A 15,465-nucleotide genomic window follows, 5' to 3' on the forward strand; every position below is an offset into this window, starting at 1 on the left:
AAAGGCCCGAGCCCGGAACCCGTGAACACCATGGTCTACCAGAGAGGCACAGTCCGATGCGTCTTTTCTCGGGCCGCGTGTTCATGGATCCCGGGCTCGTTGCTGCGCAACGCCCCGGGATGACCGTGGGATTCCATCCAAATACAGCTTGCTCTAATGCTCGAAGCGCGGCCGCACCACCGCATCGCGATTGAAGGGATAGCGGGCGATGACGTCGTCGGTCAGGTGCAGGCCGAGCCCGGGGGCTGTCGGCGGCAGCAGGAAGCCATCGACCACGTTGAGCGGCTCGACCAGCAGCGCATGGCGGAGCGGGTTCTCGATGGTCGGAAACTCGACCATGAAGCAGTTGGCCGTGGTGAAGGCCGCATGGTAGTTCGAGGTCAGCGCCGGTCCTGATCCCCAGGCATGGGGCACGATGCGCACGCCTGCGGCATTGGCGGCCGTTGCAATCCGGCAGAACTCGGCCATGCCGCCGCAATGGGCCGCATCGGGTTGCGCCACATCGAGCGCGGCGCGGTCGAAGAAATGCTTGAATTCGTGCAGGGTGGTTGAGCTTTCGCCGCCGGAAATCGGCATCCGCGCCTTGGCGCGGACCTTGGCATAGCCGTCGTAATCATAGGCGGCGCAGGGTTCCTCGAGCCAGGTGAGATCGGCATCGGCAACCGCCTCCGCCACGACGATCGCCTCGGCGGCGCTCCAGGGCCGGGGATTGTGCCCCTGCACCATGTCCATCATGAGATAGCGTTCCGGGCCGACGGTCTCGCGGGCAAGCGCGGCGCGGGCGCCATCGTAGCGCGGCCCGTAACCGCCGCGGATCTTCACCGCCGTGAAGCCGCTCTCGACATAGCCCTCGAGCTCGCGACGAAACTGGTCAGCCGTGCCGTCGAGGCCGCCGGACGCATAGATGCGCAGGCGGTCATGCACCTTGCCGCCGAGGAGCTTGTAGGCCGGCACATCGAGCGCCTTGCCGTTGATGTCCCACAGGGCCATCTCGATGGCGCTGAGCACGCTGACCGCAAAGCCTGCCCTGCCCCAGAACAAGCCGCCCATGTAGAGGCGGCTCCAAACGCCGCCCACATCGCTGGCATCGAGGCCAACCGCCATGGTCTCGTAGTGCTCGACGATGGCCTTTGCTGCCTCAGGCGCGAACAGCCCGCCATAGGTCTCGCCAAGGCCGGTGATGCCCGCATCGGTATGCACCCGCACGAGGCAGGCGCAGAACATCGGGATATGGCCGCCGGACCAGGCGACGGGCCCGCTGTCGAGGGGCGCGGTCAGCAGGATCGGTTCGATCCGGGTGATTTTCATTGAAGCCTCCGTATGGGCGATCACAGCATGCAGTTGCAGGATGCAGTCACAAGGTGGATGACAGGAAACGGCGCAGCTCTTCGGTGCGCGGCCGCGCGAACAGGTCCTTCGCGGGTGCGATCTCGTGGATGCGGCCGTCGTGCATGAAGGCAACGATATGGGCGATGCTCCGCGCGAAGCTCATCTCGTGGGTCACGAGCACCATCGTCATGCCCGATCGTGCCAAATTCTCCATGGTGATGAGCACCTCGCCGGTCAGTTCCGGATCGAGCGCCGAGGTCACCTCGTCGAACAGCATCACCTGCGGCGCCATGGCCAGGGACCGCGCAATGGCGACCCGCTGCTGCTGGCCGCCGGAGAGCTGGTTCGGATAGGCGTCGAATTTCTCCGACAGGCCGACGGTCGCCAGGACCTCGCGCGCCCGCGCCTCGGCCCGCGCGGACGGCCAGCGCAGCACGAGCCTTGGCGCCAGCATGATGTTGCGGCCAACGGTGAGATGCGGAAACAGATTGTAAGCCTGGAAAACGATGCCGACATCCTGCCGCAGCCGACGCAGGGCGGCGGGCGCATAGCTCAAGGCATGCCCGCCGATGGTGATGTGGCCCGCGTCGATGCGCTCCAGGCCGTTCATGCAGCGCAACAGCGTGCTCTTGCCCGAACCGCTGCGGCCGATCAGCGCCAGCATCTGGCCCTTTTCCAGGCTGAGATTGATGTCGCGCAGCACCTGAAGACTGCCGAAGCGCTTCGAGACACCGCTAACCGCGAGTGCTGACATCGAGTTGCCTTTCAAAACGCCGGCTGAGCATCGTCAAGGGGAAGCACAGCAGGAAATAAATGATCGCCGCGCAGAGAAAGACCTTGAACGGCTGGTAGGTGGCATTGTTGATCGCGGTGGCGGCGCGCATCAGCTCCGTCATGCCCACGACACTTGCGAGCGACGAGTTCTTGATGAGCTTGACGAGAAAACCGACCGTCGGCGGGATGGCGATACGCAGGGCCTGAGGCAGGATGACATACCAGCGGATCTGCCACGGGGTCAGCGCCAGGGCGTCCGCCGCCTCCCATTGCTGGCGGGGCACCGAGAGAATGCACCCCCGCCAGATCTCGGCCAGGAACGCCGAGGCGTAGCAGATGAGCCCGACGGCGGCTGCGACGAAGGGGGGCAGGCGAAAGCCGAACAGCCCGAGGCCGTAGTAGATGAGAAAGAGCTGCACAAGAAGCGGCGTGTTCTGGAACGACCGGATCCAGACGAGTGCAAGCCCGTTGCCGAAGCGAGAGCCTCCCGTGCGCACGACGGCGAGCCACAACCCGAGCGCGCCGCCGACCAGGAAGGCGACGACTGTCAGATAGATCGTCCACTGCGTCGCGATCAGGAGATACCAGACATCGTTGAGGCCGAAGCTACGCATGGGCGGCACCGGCTGCGGCGGGCGGCGGCTTCTGCCGGCCGATGAAACGCGCGGCAATGGCGTCGAGTATTCCTTTCAGCACGAGCGCGAGCGCGAAATAGATCACCCAGATCAAGGCATAGGTCTCGAATGTCCGGTAGGTTTCCGACTGAATGAGATTGGCTGTTCCCGTCAATTCCTCGACGGATATCACCGATACGACGCTGGTGCCGAGCATCAGGAGGATGAATTCGCTGGACAGCGCCGGATAGACGTTGCGCAGGGCGGGCGGCAGGATGACATAGCGGATGACCTGCCAGCGGGTCAGCCCGAGAGATTCCGCGGCCTCGACCTGGCTGCGATGGACGGACTGAAGACCGGCCCGGATGATCTCGGTGGCATAGGCGCCGATATTGACCGAGAGCGCGGCAAGGCCCGCCATATAGGGCGACGGCAGCCAGCGCAGGCCGAAGGTCTTGCCGATCTCCGGGATGCCGAAGAAAATGAGGAACAACTGTACGAGAAACGGCGTATTGCGGAAGATCTCGACATAGGTCGCGACGGCCATGCGCGCCGGTCGCGGGCCATAGGTGCGGATGACGGCACAGCTCAGCCCCAGGATGAGGCCGATGAGGCCGGTCAGGACCGTCAGCTGCAGGGTGAGCAGAAAGCCGTCGATCAGCAGTTCGGCACGGGCGAAGACCGCGCCGAACTGGAATTGATAGGTCACGTCATCGCCCCCGTGCCTGGATGATGTTGGGCCGTGTCACTCGGGACGGCGCGATCAGCGGTTTGCGTAAGCCGCTCGCACCCTTGAGATCAGCGCTTTCACGCGCTCAATAGGAAGGGAGTTCCGGCATGTCGATCTTCAGCCACTTGTTGTGCATGGCCTGAAGAAACCCGTCGGTCTTGTGGTAGAAGATCCAGGTATTGATCCAATGCCGAAGGTCATAGTCGGCGTGGCGGGTGCCGATGGTCGGGTAGGTCATCGCCCCCTCGAACTTGATCTCCAGGTTGAGATCCGGGTTCTTCTCGATGATCGCGTTCGCAACCGTGATGCCCAGGGCCGTCGCATCGACCTGGCCGGAGGCCAGCGCCTGGAAGGTGGTGGCGTCGTCCTCGAAGCGGCGGATGTTGTTGCCGCCGACGAGTTGCGTCACGTACTGATCCTGGAAGCTGCCGCGCGGCACGCCGATCTTGACGTCCTTCATGTCCTTCCAGTTCTTGATCTCCTTGCCCTTTCGCCCGACGACCACATGGGGCACGGCGGTATAGGGCGCCGTCAGGCTGACGACCGCGGCGCGCTGCGGCGTGAGGGTCAGCGTCGCGATGGTGATGTCGGCCTGGTTGGTGACGAGCGCCGGAATGCGATTGGCACCCGTGACCACGACGAACTCCGGTTCGACGCCAAGATCCTTGGCGATCTGCCGTCCGACCTCGATGTCGAGGCCGTCGAGCTTGTTGTTGGAATCGAGCAGTGAGTAGGGCGCGACGTCATTCTGGACGGCGATGACGATCTTCTTCTTCGAGAGGATACGATCAAGGGCACCCTCGGCCTGGGCAACCGATGCGCCCGCGACGAAGGCGAGAGGGACAAGCAAGGCTGAGAACAATCTAAGCACTTTGTGTTCCTTCCATGTTCTGGTTCTGGCCGTCTATCGGGCAGGGTCTCGGGATGGGCGGCGCGCTGAATAGCGCAACCGCTCAGCCGGGAAATCCGCCGTGCCACCAATGGTCGAGCGGGTTGGAATAGAGGATATGGTCGATTGTCTCCTGGCTGACCCGCGGCATCGGCGTGCCTTCGACGAAGCGATTGACCGTCTGCAGCGCTTCGATCGATTCCGCGACCGTCGCAAAGGGAAAGTCCGTGCCCCAGAAGATCTTGTTACGTTCCGTGATGCGATATTCCTGGGCGGCGATCAGGCTGTTCCAGAACTGCCACGGCCGATAGAAGATCGCCGAGACTTCGGTATAGACATTGGCGTTCTTGCGACAGATGACGATGCATTCTTCAGCCCAGGGATGGGCGAGATGCGCCATGATCATCTTCAGGTCGGGATAGCGCCGCGCGATTTCGTCGACATCCGTCGGCTTGCCGTACTGGATCGGCGTACCGGCCGCGAAGGTGGTTCCCATATGCATGGTCAGCGGCAGGTTGTGCTTCACGCAATACGCGTAAACGGGGACCATGCGCGGGTCGAGCAGGGACACGCCGTTGTAGATCGGCCCGAACTTCACGCCCTTGAGATGCAGGTCCTCGACCGCATGCACCAGGAGATCCATGGCATCGGGGCGGCGCGGGTCGACGGCCGCGAAGCCGATAAACTTGTCGGGATATTTTGCCACGGCACGCGCCGTGACCTCGTCGTTCCCGTCGATGCCGGCGCTGTCGTGGTAGCGCAGGCTGAACAGGATGGCCTTGTCGACGCCACCCATGGCCGCATAGACGGTGTCCATATCGGCGACGGTGCCGATCGTTCCGTGCCGGGCCATCGCCGTGCCGCTCACATAATGCGGCAAGACATGCTCATCATCCCAAATATTGACATGGCAATCGACGATCATGAGCCACCTTCCCATCCCTGAATTGCTTGTTTCAGCCCAGTGTACGAACAACGTCTTCGGTGAGCGCCAGCGTGCGATCGATGTCGTCATCCGTATGGGCGAGCGATATGCTGGATTGCTTGGTGGCGGCAGGGAAATGGAACACCCCGGCCTCGATCATCGCCCTGCGGTAGGCGAGATCGCGCTCATTGTCATTGTGGAGCGCGATATCGCGCCAGTTCCGCGGTGCGTGATCCATGAAATACAGGGCGAAGGCCGAGCCCTGGCGCACGAAGGTCGTGGGATAGTTGCGCCGCGCAAATATCGCTTCAATGCCCGCCTGCATCCGCGCACCAAGGCGCTCGAGCTCGCTGTAGACGTCCCGCTCGCGCGCCTTGAGACGCAGCAGGCTGGCGCGGGCCGCCGCCACATTGACGGGATGGCCGTTGTAAGTCCCGGCGATGATCACGCGCCGGCCGGGGTCAGGGTCGTTGCAGAGCGCCATGATCTCGCGCCGGCCGCCGACCACGCCCATGGGATATCCGTTGGCAACCGCCTTGCCGAAGGTGCACAGGTCCGGCCGCACGCCGGCGATGGCCTGGTAGCCGCCAAGCGCATGGCGAAATCCGGTCTTCACCTCGTCGAAGATCAGCACGGTGCCGTAGCGATCACAGAGCTCGCGCAGGCCTTCGAGATAGCCCGGCAGCGGCTTCACCACACCGACGTTCTGCAGGACGGGTTCCAGGATGAGGGCCGCCACGTCTCCACGGGCAAGCACACGCTCGGCCGCCGCGAGATCGTTGTATTCGATCACCCGGACGGTGGTATCGATCACCTTGGGGATGCCGGCGGTGGTCACGCGCAGCGGATATTCGTCGCCCTCCCGGTGGTCGGCAACGACATCCCCGGGATCCATGAGATTATACGAGACATAGTCCGACCAGCCGTTGTAGCCGCCCTGCATGACGACCACGGTATCGCGACCCGTGGCCGCGCGGGCGAGCCGCAGCGCATAGGAAACGGCCTCCGATCCCGTACTGGTCAGCTGGATCTGCTCAAGTCCAGGCACCGCCTCGACAAGCATTTCGGCGATTTCGGCTTCCCAGGGCATGGTACCGGCGCCGATCAGCGACGCACCACTGCCAATCGCCGCAATCACCGCATCATCGATGTCTTTATCGCCGTGACCGAACAGATACGGCGCAAAGCCGGCATGGTAGTCGATATAGGCATTTCCTTCAGCATCCCAGATATAGGCGCCTTTGGCGCGCACGAAAAGCTTCGCGGGGCCTATCGCGCGATTGATGGACATGGTGCCGCCGGCAATATACTGGCGTCGTCTGGCCACGGCTTCCGCCACAGTCTCAGTCATTTGGCATTCCTGATTGTCCATGAGCCAGCGTAATGAATTACGGGCTGTCAGGGTGTGTTACGTTACAGTACTGGGGACACAACCATGCAACGTTGCTCTCTACGGCAACTGATCAACTGTCTTCGATTGCTGTGAACGACGCGGGCCGTTCTCGGGGCCGTTTCTAAGGGTCGCTTTGCTGTCCGCTCTGGTTATCACTACCTTAAGCGACGATTTAACGTTAAGTCAACGCCAAACTTACCCCGGCTGTCCCCGCCGCGAGAGCGACTGAACGGGGATGGAATCGTCAAGAAATCCCAAGGATTTCTCAAGAATCCGGTCGACGGGACGACCGCCCCGGGATGTCCGGCACTTGCCGTCCGTCAGAAATAAATTTAACGTAACACCAACTGATCCGGCAGCAGGTGACCGGACGCAATGCCGGATGTCCATGCCCCCTCGCGATACCGCCAGCACCTCCCCTACCCGCGAAGCAGCATCCCCCCAGGCCCGTCCGCGGCACCGCGCGACCTTGAAGGACGTGGCGCGCCTGGCGGGCGTGTCGCCGATGACCGTCTCGAATGTCGTCAACGGCACGCTCCGGGGCTACAATGAGGAGACGCGCGACCGCGTGCTTCAGGCCGTCGAGCGTGCCAATTATCGGCCTGACATCGCGGCGCGTTCGCTGCGGACAGACCGGCGGATGGCCGTCGGCATGCTCGTTGTGCAGAACGGGCGCCGCTTCCTGGCGGACCCCTATATCACCAGCCTGATCGACGGGCTTTGCGCCGGCCTCAATCAGCGCGGCTATTCGCTGGTCCTGCAGGGGCTCCATGTGGACGATCTGGCGAGCGCCTCGCTCATTCAGCAGTTGCAGACCGACGGCCTCTGCGTGCTGATGTCCGGCAACTTCATGGCCAACACCGCCTTCCGCGGAACGCTGAAGGCCATGGGCCAACCGATCGTGATGTTCCAGCAGCCGGAGCCCGACCCTGAAGGCGACATCTGCTCCCTGCGCCAGGATGATTTCGAGGGCGGCCGGGGCGTCTGCGAGCATCTGGTGCAGCGGGGCGCCCGGCATATCGTCGCGATCGTGCCGGAGCTCGACTGGCCGGCCATGCAGGCGCGTGTCGCTGGCGCCCGCAGCTTCATCGAGACATCGCGCACGCGTTCGAAACTGACGGTCCTGACCTCGACCGACGAGTCGGCCAGTGCGACCCAGGGCGCGCTCGAGGGCTTCATCGCCTCCAACGCGCAGTTCGATGCCATCTTCGCGGGTAACGATCAGATGGCGATCGCCGCCCATCGCCTGCTGACGCGCCGGCAGGTCCGCATCCCCGAGGACGTCATGGTGGCCGGTTTCAACGGACTGGAGTTCATCGACTATTTCGGCACGCGCCTCACCACCGTGCGCTCCCCGGCCTTCGAGCTCGGCCAGCTCGGCGCCTACCATATGGTGAAGCGCATCGAAACCGGCAGCTTCGACACCCGGGCGATCACCCTGCCCACCGCGCTGATGATCGGCACCACGAGCTGATCACCGCCGGCCTGCATCCCGCGCCGGCTCCCCGCCCCTGATCATCCCTGTGGACCCTCGCCCTCCGGCGGTCGGCGCCGGGCGTGATCACGCATCCAGGGCAGGAACCCGTTCAGGAAGCGTGTCGTGGCGGGCATGAAATGCGAACCATGATGAAACAGCGGATCGAGGCTCGTGACGATGAGGCGGCCGTTGGTGCTCACGTCATCGACATAGAGGATCGGCTTGCCGGCTTCGTTGACGGCCAGCACCGTCGCGCCTTCGGGCGCATCGAACCAGCCATGCAGATGCCATGTCAGGTCCTGTTCCGGCAGGTAACGGAAGAGGGAGTGATCGGTATTCACGGCCCGCACACCGAGGTCGGCTCCCGGGGTCAGCCACCACCACCAGTTGGTTGGCTGCGGCGTGAAACTTACGCCGGGCAGATAGAGCTCGCTGTGGCTCTCACCGGTGGAGATGATCGTCCTGCCCTCATCGAGATAGCGCTGCAGGATATCCCTGTGCGGGAGAATCCGGTCGGCAGGGGTGCGGCAGGGGATAAAGAGAACGTCGTAGCGCTCCAGCTCCCCCCAACCCAGGTTTTCCGGCCGAACCAGCGCGTCGAAATACGGCGCGAAGGGTGCGTGCTCGAGGCTTTGTATGTGGTAATATGTACCGGGATGAATGGCCAGGACGCTCATCAGTTCAATGTTCCTTCGACCCATTTGACGGCGCGATCAAGCAGCTCCGCCTTCAATGCGGGATCATCCCCGCAGCCCCAGAATTCGTTGCCCGCGTGCGAGAGGATCTCGCCGCCGCGCGGCCTCGCCCAGACCCAGTCCACCGCAACCTGTTCGGGGCCAATTCCGTTGATCGCCAGGGCACCCTCCGGCATCGGGTTGTGCCCGCGCCCGTAGAAGCCCGCGACCCCGCGGTTTTCCTCGAGCGCCTTCTGGTCGATGCCGGCAAAGATGGGATGGGGATGGAGGCGGATCTGGTCAAGGTCCGCCCGCCGCTGGCTTGGAAGCGGCACGTAGTTGCGCAGCCCGTCAACCAGCGGCCTCATGACATGGCCGTTGAAAATCCAGCGCCCGCCGCGATCCAGCAGGTCCTCAACCGCATCGCGGAAGCGCAGGAAGCCGATCTGATCGAGATGGGTCGTGGTAATCAGCCCCGTCGCTTCCTGGAAATGTCGTTCCGTGAGCTGCAATTCGCGAACGGAGAGCACCGAATTGGCCTGATCTTGGCGGCCCATCGCACTATTCGTCTCATTATAATAATTATAATGTGAATGTATAAAGAGCACGCTCATTATTTTTTCCGATCTTCCGCCACCGGCGGCACCGTGAATTTCAATATCGATGGAATGTCATCCTTTCTTGACGATTGCAATACATAGCGATAAATGAGCACAACGCTTCGTTGACCCCCGCCGGCCCGTCAAAACCTGGAAGCGCATCCCTCCTGGATAAGGTTCCGGATATGACAGTGCTCTCACGCCTCGCAACCGCCACAGCTGTTTCCGCCCTGCTGTCAGCGGCGGCGCCGGTCGCCGCCCACGATGGACCGCATGTCGCGACCAGTGAGAGGCATACGGCCGCCGGCATTTTGAGCGCGACAGATCACGACGGGCCGAAGACCGCCAAGCACCTGCGCATCGGCATCTGGAACCCGGCTGGCAATATCACGACCTACACGATCGGCAATTCCTGGAACGACTGGGTGTTGTATCTCAGCCTCGACAAGCTGCTTGAGCCTTCTCCCTATCTCAGCAAGGGCCGCAGTTGGCTGGCCACCGAGGTCGTCCCCGTGACGGCTGACGGACGGGTGTGGGAAGCCGAGATCCGGCAGGGCGTGAAGTTCCACGACGGGAGCGAATTGACCGTCGACGACGTTGTCTTCACCTATGAATATTACCGGGACGGGCCGGCCAATCGCTGGACCCATCATGTGTCGGATGTTCCGCGCGTCGAAAAAATCGAGAAGATCAGCCCGACCCGCATACGCTTCACCAGCGAGCGGCCGATGCCGAACTTCGACCTGGTGACGGCCCCGGAGCTCCCAATCCTGCAAAAGAAGCAGTGGGAGACCATCAAGAATCCGCGCAGCCTGACCGATCCGGCCATCGGCACCGGTCCCTACAAGCTGGTCGACTACAAGGCGGACGAGTACTACCACTATGTCGCCCATGATCAGTATTGGGCCGGCAAACCGCTTGTCGATGAACTGACCCTGATCATGATCAAGGATCCGCAGACGATGTTCGCGGCCTTGAAGTCAGGCGAGATCGACGGCGCCGCCCGGGCCATGCCCCCCGAACTGGTGGAGCAATGGCGGAACGACCCGGCCATCGAGATCGCGCAGGCGCCCAGCCTCTGGGGAACCTGGATGCAGATGAATCTCGATCTGCCCGTCTTCAACAATCGCGACCTGCGCTACGCCTTGTCGCTCGCCATCCAACCCGACGCCATGGTGGAGCGCATCATGCTGGGCCGCGCCCAATCCGGCAAGCATGGCTGGCCGCATCTCGACAGCACCTGGACGAAACCAGGCTTGGCCGTGCCCTATGACGCAGCCCTGGCCAGAAAGGGTTTTGATAATCAAGGCCTCGTCGACAAGGACAAGGATGGCTTCCGCGACATGCCCGACGGCAAGCCGATCGACTGGCGCATTCTGGTATCGACAAATCAGCCACTGCACGTGCGTGCCGCCGAGCTGATGGTGAAGCAGTTCGCCGACGTGGGTTTCAAGTCCCATGTCGAGGCTGTTGATGCGGCGACCTTCGCCAATCTCTCCAATTCCGGTCAATATGATTTCGCGATCTCGGAAATCACGCCGCACGGCCTGGCCGATCAGGACCAGTATATGCAGTTCTATTCGTCTTCGCAGATGAGGAAGCTGCTGGAAAGCGAGCCGGAGCGGCTCGCCCTCTACAACAAGTGGTGGGAGGCCGATACGCGCGACAAGCGCAAGGATGCCAGCTTCGAATTGCAGGCCTATGAGGTGAAGTACCCGAGCCGCTTCATGCTCTGGTATCCCGACGGCCTGTTTGCCTATCGCTGGCAGTCCTACGATAATTATGCCTCGTCGTCGGGCTATGGAATATTCCACAAATATTCATTCCTGCCGGAGGCCGGCCGCATCGGCACGACAGCGCCGCTCGACGCGAAGTTCCCGCACTAGTGGTTCTGCTCCGACATTTGCATCCGCCCGATAGCACCCTCGGAGCAAATGTCGGAGTCAAGAAAACCACTAGCAAGTTATTGGTTCTAGTGGAGCTGTCATGGCCGGGCCTGTCATTGAAGTCGGGCTTGCCCGACTTCAACTTATCCAACGCGGAACCCGGCAACAGCCGAGTTCCGTTGAAGTCGGGCTTGCCCGACTTCAACTTATCCAACGCGGAACCCGGCAACAGCCGAGTTCCGTTGAAGTCGGGCTTGCCCGACTTCAACTTATCCAACGCGGAACCCGGCAACAGCCGAGTTCCGTTGAAGTCGGGCTTGCCCGACTTCAACTTATCCAACGCGGAACCCGGCAACAGCCGAGTTCCGTTGAAGTCGGGCTTGCCCGACTTCAACTTATCCAACGCGGAACTCGGCAACAGCCGAGTTCCGTTGCCATCCCGATGAATAGAAGCGTCTTTCTAGTCGAGATCACAGGAACTCGGCTGTTGCCGAGTTCCTGACCAAAAGCCGAAATTCGGATAAATCCGATCTCGGGGACAAGCCCGGTGATGACGGTGGTATCCCTGGGCTTCACTCCGAAATCGGGTTTACCCAATTCCGGCTATTCATCGGCACTATCCAGAATGGGAGATGGGAGATCCTCTCTCATCTCGGATGAACGGGCTTTCACCGATGTATTATCTTCGCACAGCCCTACAATACACGGTGACCTTGCTTGTCGTCCTGACAGCGAACTTTCTCCTGCCGCGCCTCGCGCCGGGAAACCCTATCAATGCCTTGCTGGGCTCCGACGTCGTGGAGAACATGACGAAAGACCAGATTGAGCGCATCATGGAGGAGTTTGATCTGCATCTGCCGCTCTGGCAGCAATATGTGCATTATCTGACAAGCTTTATTCACGGCGACCTCGGCAACTCCATCGTGCTTGGCATGCCGGTGTCGCAGGTCCTGATGCAACGCCTGCCCTGGACGCTGCTGCTGATGGGCGGCGCGCTCCTCTTCAGCACCGTCGTCGGCTCGCTGCTCGGCGCCTATTCGGCCTGGCGGCGGGGGCGCGCCGCGGATCTCGCCACCATTTCGGGCGTGCTCTTCGTCGGCTCCCTGCCCCCGTTCTGGCTGGCCATGATGCTCATCATCCTGTTCTCCACCACCCTGCAGTGGCTACCCTCCTACGGCGCCTATCCGATCGGCACGCCGTCCGGCAGCTGGGCCTGGTATGTCGGGGTCGCCAAGCGGCTCGTCATGCCGACGCTCGCGCTGGGCCTCGTGATGGCGGCCAACGTGCTGCTCATTGCGCGCTCGGCGACCATGATGGCGCTGGACCAGGACTATGTGACCTTTGCCCGCGCCAAGGGGCTCAGCGAGCAGCGCATCTTCTTCCGCCATGCCTTCCGCAACGCGCTCCTGCCCCTGGTGACGAATGTCATGATGAGCATCGGATCGCTCGTGGGCGGCGCGCTGGTGATCGAGACCGTGTTCTCCTATCCGGGCCTCGGAAGCCTGATCGTGATGGCGGTCAACGCACGCGACTACAACCTTCTGCAAGGCATCTTCATTCTCGTATCGCTCAGCGTGATCCTCGCCAATCTTGCGGCCGACCTCATGTATCCGCTGGTCGACCCGCGCACGGCCGAAGGTGACCCGGCATGAGCGAGCGCTATGTCGACACCCGCCGCTTTCTCGCCCCGGCCGAGACGCTGACCGGCAAGGTCCAGCGCGTGGGCATGGTCATCCTCGCGGTCATCATGCTCAGCGCCATATGCGCGCCGTTGCTGACCTCCTATGCGCCCCGCGATAGTGTCTGCAGGCCTTTCGCGACGCCGACCGCAGCCCATCTCCTGGGCTGCAACGACGCCGGCCAGGACCTGTTCTCGCAGCTGCTCTACGGCGCGCGGATTTCACTCGCCGTCGGGCTGTCGGTGGCTGTCCTGTCGACACTCCTGGCGACGATCATCGCCGTCGTGGCGGGGTTCAACGGCGGATTGATCGACCGTCTCATCATGCGGCTGGTCGACATCATTCTGTGCCTGCCCTTCATGCCGCTCGTCATCGTGCTTGGCGTGTTCTTCGGCGCGTCGATAAGGACCCAGGTGCTCGTCATCGCCTTCGTCATGTGGGCGCCGTCCGTGCGCGAGCTACGCGCACAGATCCTGCAGATCCGATCCAGCGCCTTCGTTGAAGCGTCGCTGGCGATGGGCGCCAGCGGCTATTTCGTCGGCATCCGCCATCTTGTTCCCGAGCTCGCACCCTTGATCGTGCCGCAGTTCGTTCGCATCGCCCATAACGCGATCCTGGTCGAGACCTCGCTGAGCTTCCTTGGCCTCGGCGACCCCCTGCAGAACAGCTGGGGCTCCATCCTGTTCCACGCCAATGCCCGCACGGCCTTTCTGACCGGCGCCTGGGTCTACTGGGTCATGCCGCCCGGCCTCGCCGTCTCGCTCACCGTGCTGTCGCTGGCCCTGATCGGCTTTGGCTACGATGCCTCGCTCGCCCCCCGCATCCGCAGGCGGCTGGCGCGGCCGATCGAACGCCCCGCCGGGGCGGCGCCCCGTCCTGGCGCGGTTCTGTCGGTTCAGAAATTGCATGTCTCCTGGGACTCCGAGTTCGGCCGTCATGAGGTGGTGCACGGCGTCGATCTCGACCTCAGGCGCGGCGAACTCCTTGGCCTTGTCGGCGAATCCGGCTCGGGCAAGACGACGCTGTCGATGGCCATTCTGCGGCTCCTGCGCCCCTCGGCCAGCGTGACGCGCGGCGCCATCTGGCTCAATGGCGAAGATCTTCTGCGGGCCAGCGACGCGACGATGCGGCGCCTGCGCGGGCGGCGTATCGCGCTTATTCCGCAAAGCGCCATGAACGCCCTCAACCCCGTGCTGACGATAGGCGCCCAGCTCGGCGAAGCGCTGGATCAGGGCGGGAGGCGCCCACCGGAGGCGCGTGAGGCCGCCATCGTCGAGAATCTCCTGTCGGTCGGCCTGGAGGCGCGGCACGCCTTGAGCTTTCCGCATGAGCTCTCCGGCGGCATGCGCCAGCGCGCCGTCATCGCCATCGCGCTCTGCAACCGTCCCGAGGTGGTCATCGCTGATGAGCCCACGACGGGCCTCGACGTCCTTGTGCAGGAGGACATCATGGCGCTGCTGCTCGATTTGCGCCGGCGGCTTGATCTCTCGATCCTGTTCGTCACGCACAACCTGCCGCTGATCGCGCGCCATGCCGACCGGCTCGCCGTCATGTGCGGCGGGACGATCGTGGAGGAAGGCGCGCCGGACGCATTGCGCCGCGCCCCACGCCACACTCACACGCGCGCGCTCTTCGAGAGCCTGCCCGCACTTGTCGGGGACAGGCGTTGGCAAGCCCATGCCGATACGAGCGGGCCTGCGGAGGCGCCGCTCATCGAATTGCGCAACGTATCGAAGACCTTTCGCCGCCGTTCCCTGGGCGCCGCGGATGCCGGCGAGCACCAGGCCTTGAACGACGTATCGCTCACTCTGGCGCCTGGCGAGAAACTGGGCCTGGTGGGCGGCAGCGGGGCGGGCAAATCGACCATCGCCCGCCTGTGCATGGGCGTCCTGCCACCCGATGAGGGCACCGTCTTCTGCCAGGGCAAAGACATCGCCTCGCTCGGCATGCGCCGCCGCCAGATCATGAGCGAGGCGATCCATCTGGTCTTTCAGGATCCCTATCAGAGCCTACGGAACGGCATGTCCGTGCGCGACATCGTCGCCGAGCCCTTGCGCATCCGGGGCGAGCGCGACCCCGCCGTCATCCACGCGAAGGTTCGCGCCGCGCTGGCGGCTGCGAAACTGCCCCATGACGGCGCCTTCATCTCCCGTCTGCCGATCGCCCTGTCGGGCGGGCAGCGGCAGCGGGTCGCCTTTGCCAGAGCGGTGGTCGTCCGTCCCAAGCTCATTATCGCCGACGAGCCCACGTCCATGCTCGATCAATCGGTGCGGATGGAGATCATGGACCTGATGGAGAGCCTCGCGCGCGAGAACGCTACGGCCTTTCTCCTGATCACCCACGATATCGCGCTGGCCCGCCACTTTTGCGATCGCCTCGCCGTGTTGCGCCAGGGCCGAATCGTCGAAGAGGGACTGGCCGACACCATCGTCCAGACCCCGCAGAACGCGTATACGCGCGCTTTGATCGCCGCGGCCTGATTAAAAGGAAGAGCTG

Annotated in this window: 14 protein-coding genes; 5 read left to right on the forward strand and 9 right to left on the reverse strand. The window is 63.1% G+C overall.

Annotation, left to right across the window (positions count from 1 at the left end):
* Positions 1-153: 153 nt before the first annotated feature.
* The 7 genes from C7450_RS09675 to C7450_RS09705 all read right to left on the reverse strand — a co-directional run bounded on the left by C7450_RS09675 (position 154) and on the right by C7450_RS09705 (position 6,612).
* A complete protein-coding gene (locus tag C7450_RS09675; RefSeq protein WP_110374217.1) occupies positions 154-1,308 on the reverse strand; it encodes a mandelate racemase/muconate lactonizing enzyme family protein in 1,155 nt (384 codons plus the stop codon).
* A 46-nt stretch (positions 1,309-1,354) separates the two neighbouring features.
* On the reverse strand, positions 1,355-2,083 hold the full coding sequence (locus tag C7450_RS09680) for an amino acid ABC transporter ATP-binding protein (RefSeq protein ID WP_110374218.1): 729 nt from the start codon (positions 2,081-2,083) through the stop codon (positions 1,355-1,357).
* Complete coding sequence (locus C7450_RS09685; protein WP_110374219.1) at positions 2,064-2,717, reverse strand: amino acid ABC transporter permease; 654 nt, start codon at positions 2,715-2,717, stop codon at positions 2,064-2,066. Before C7450_RS09685 ends, C7450_RS09680 begins: the two co-directional genes overlap by 20 nt.
* On the reverse strand, positions 2,710-3,426 hold the full coding sequence (locus C7450_RS09690) for an amino acid ABC transporter permease (protein ID WP_110374220.1): 717 nt from the start codon (positions 3,424-3,426) through the stop codon (positions 2,710-2,712). The genes C7450_RS09685 and C7450_RS09690 overlap by 8 nt, the downstream gene beginning before the upstream one ends.
* Positions 3,427-3,532: 106 nt before the next feature.
* The gene (locus tag C7450_RS09695; protein ID WP_110374221.1) at positions 3,533-4,318 is read right to left on the reverse strand and encodes a transporter substrate-binding domain-containing protein; all 786 of its coding nucleotides are present in this window, start codon (positions 4,316-4,318) and stop codon (positions 3,533-3,535) included.
* A gap of 82 nt (positions 4,319-4,400) precedes the next feature.
* On the reverse strand, positions 4,401-5,261 hold the full coding sequence (locus tag C7450_RS09700) for an amidohydrolase family protein (RefSeq protein WP_110374222.1): 861 nt from the start codon (positions 5,259-5,261) through the stop codon (positions 4,401-4,403).
* Between the two features lie 31 nt (positions 5,262-5,292).
* Entirely contained in the window at positions 5,293-6,612 is a 1,320-nt protein-coding gene (locus C7450_RS09705) for an aspartate aminotransferase family protein (RefSeq protein ID WP_110374223.1), read from the reverse strand.
* Positions 6,613-7,036: 424 nt separating this feature from the next.
* Between C7450_RS09705 and C7450_RS09710 the strand changes: the two genes are divergently transcribed.
* Complete coding sequence (locus C7450_RS09710) at positions 7,037-8,128, forward strand: LacI family DNA-binding transcriptional regulator (RefSeq protein WP_170147162.1); 1,092 nt, start codon at positions 7,037-7,039, stop codon at positions 8,126-8,128.
* A gap of 41 nt (positions 8,129-8,169) precedes the next feature.
* On the opposite strand, the gene C7450_RS09715 is transcribed toward C7450_RS09710, so the two are convergent.
* Together C7450_RS09715 and C7450_RS09720 are read right to left on the reverse strand one after the other, a co-directional pair.
* Entirely contained in the window at positions 8,170-8,808 is a 639-nt protein-coding gene (locus C7450_RS09715) for a hypothetical protein (RefSeq protein WP_110374225.1), read from the reverse strand.
* Complete coding sequence (locus C7450_RS09720) at positions 8,808-9,362, reverse strand: hypothetical protein (RefSeq protein ID WP_342588494.1); 555 nt, start codon at positions 9,360-9,362, stop codon at positions 8,808-8,810. The genes C7450_RS09715 and C7450_RS09720 overlap by 1 nt, the downstream gene beginning before the upstream one ends.
* A 227-nt stretch (positions 9,363-9,589) precedes the next feature.
* Here C7450_RS09720 and C7450_RS09725 point away from each other — a divergent pair, with 227 nt between their 5' ends.
* The 4 genes from C7450_RS09725 to C7450_RS33915 all read left to right on the forward strand — a co-directional run bounded on the left by C7450_RS09725 (position 9,590) and on the right by C7450_RS33915 (position 15,449).
* Positions 9,590-11,290, forward strand: coding sequence for an ABC transporter substrate-binding protein (locus tag C7450_RS09725; protein WP_110374227.1), 1,701 nt, complete (start codon positions 9,590-9,592; stop codon positions 11,288-11,290).
* A 128-nt stretch (positions 11,291-11,418) separates the two neighbouring features.
* A complete protein-coding gene (locus C7450_RS33510) occupies positions 11,419-11,736 on the forward strand; it encodes a hypothetical protein (protein WP_146227307.1) in 318 nt (105 codons plus the stop codon).
* A gap of 228 nt (positions 11,737-11,964) precedes the next feature.
* Positions 11,965-12,942 carry an ABC transporter permease gene (locus C7450_RS09730; protein ID WP_170147163.1) on the forward strand — a complete coding sequence of 326 codons (978 nt, stop codon included), beginning with the start codon at positions 11,965-11,967 and terminating at the stop codon, positions 12,940-12,942.
* Complete coding sequence (locus C7450_RS33915; RefSeq protein ID WP_170147164.1) at positions 12,939-15,449, forward strand: ABC transporter ATP-binding protein/permease; 2,511 nt, start codon at positions 12,939-12,941, stop codon at positions 15,447-15,449. The genes C7450_RS09730 and C7450_RS33915 overlap by 4 nt, the downstream gene beginning before the upstream one ends.
* Positions 15,450-15,465 lie beyond the last annotated feature (16 nt).

This window comes from Chelatococcus asaccharovorans (genome assembly GCF_003201475.1).
Lineage (GTDB): Bacteria > Pseudomonadota > Alphaproteobacteria > Rhizobiales > Beijerinckiaceae > Chelatococcus > Chelatococcus asaccharovorans.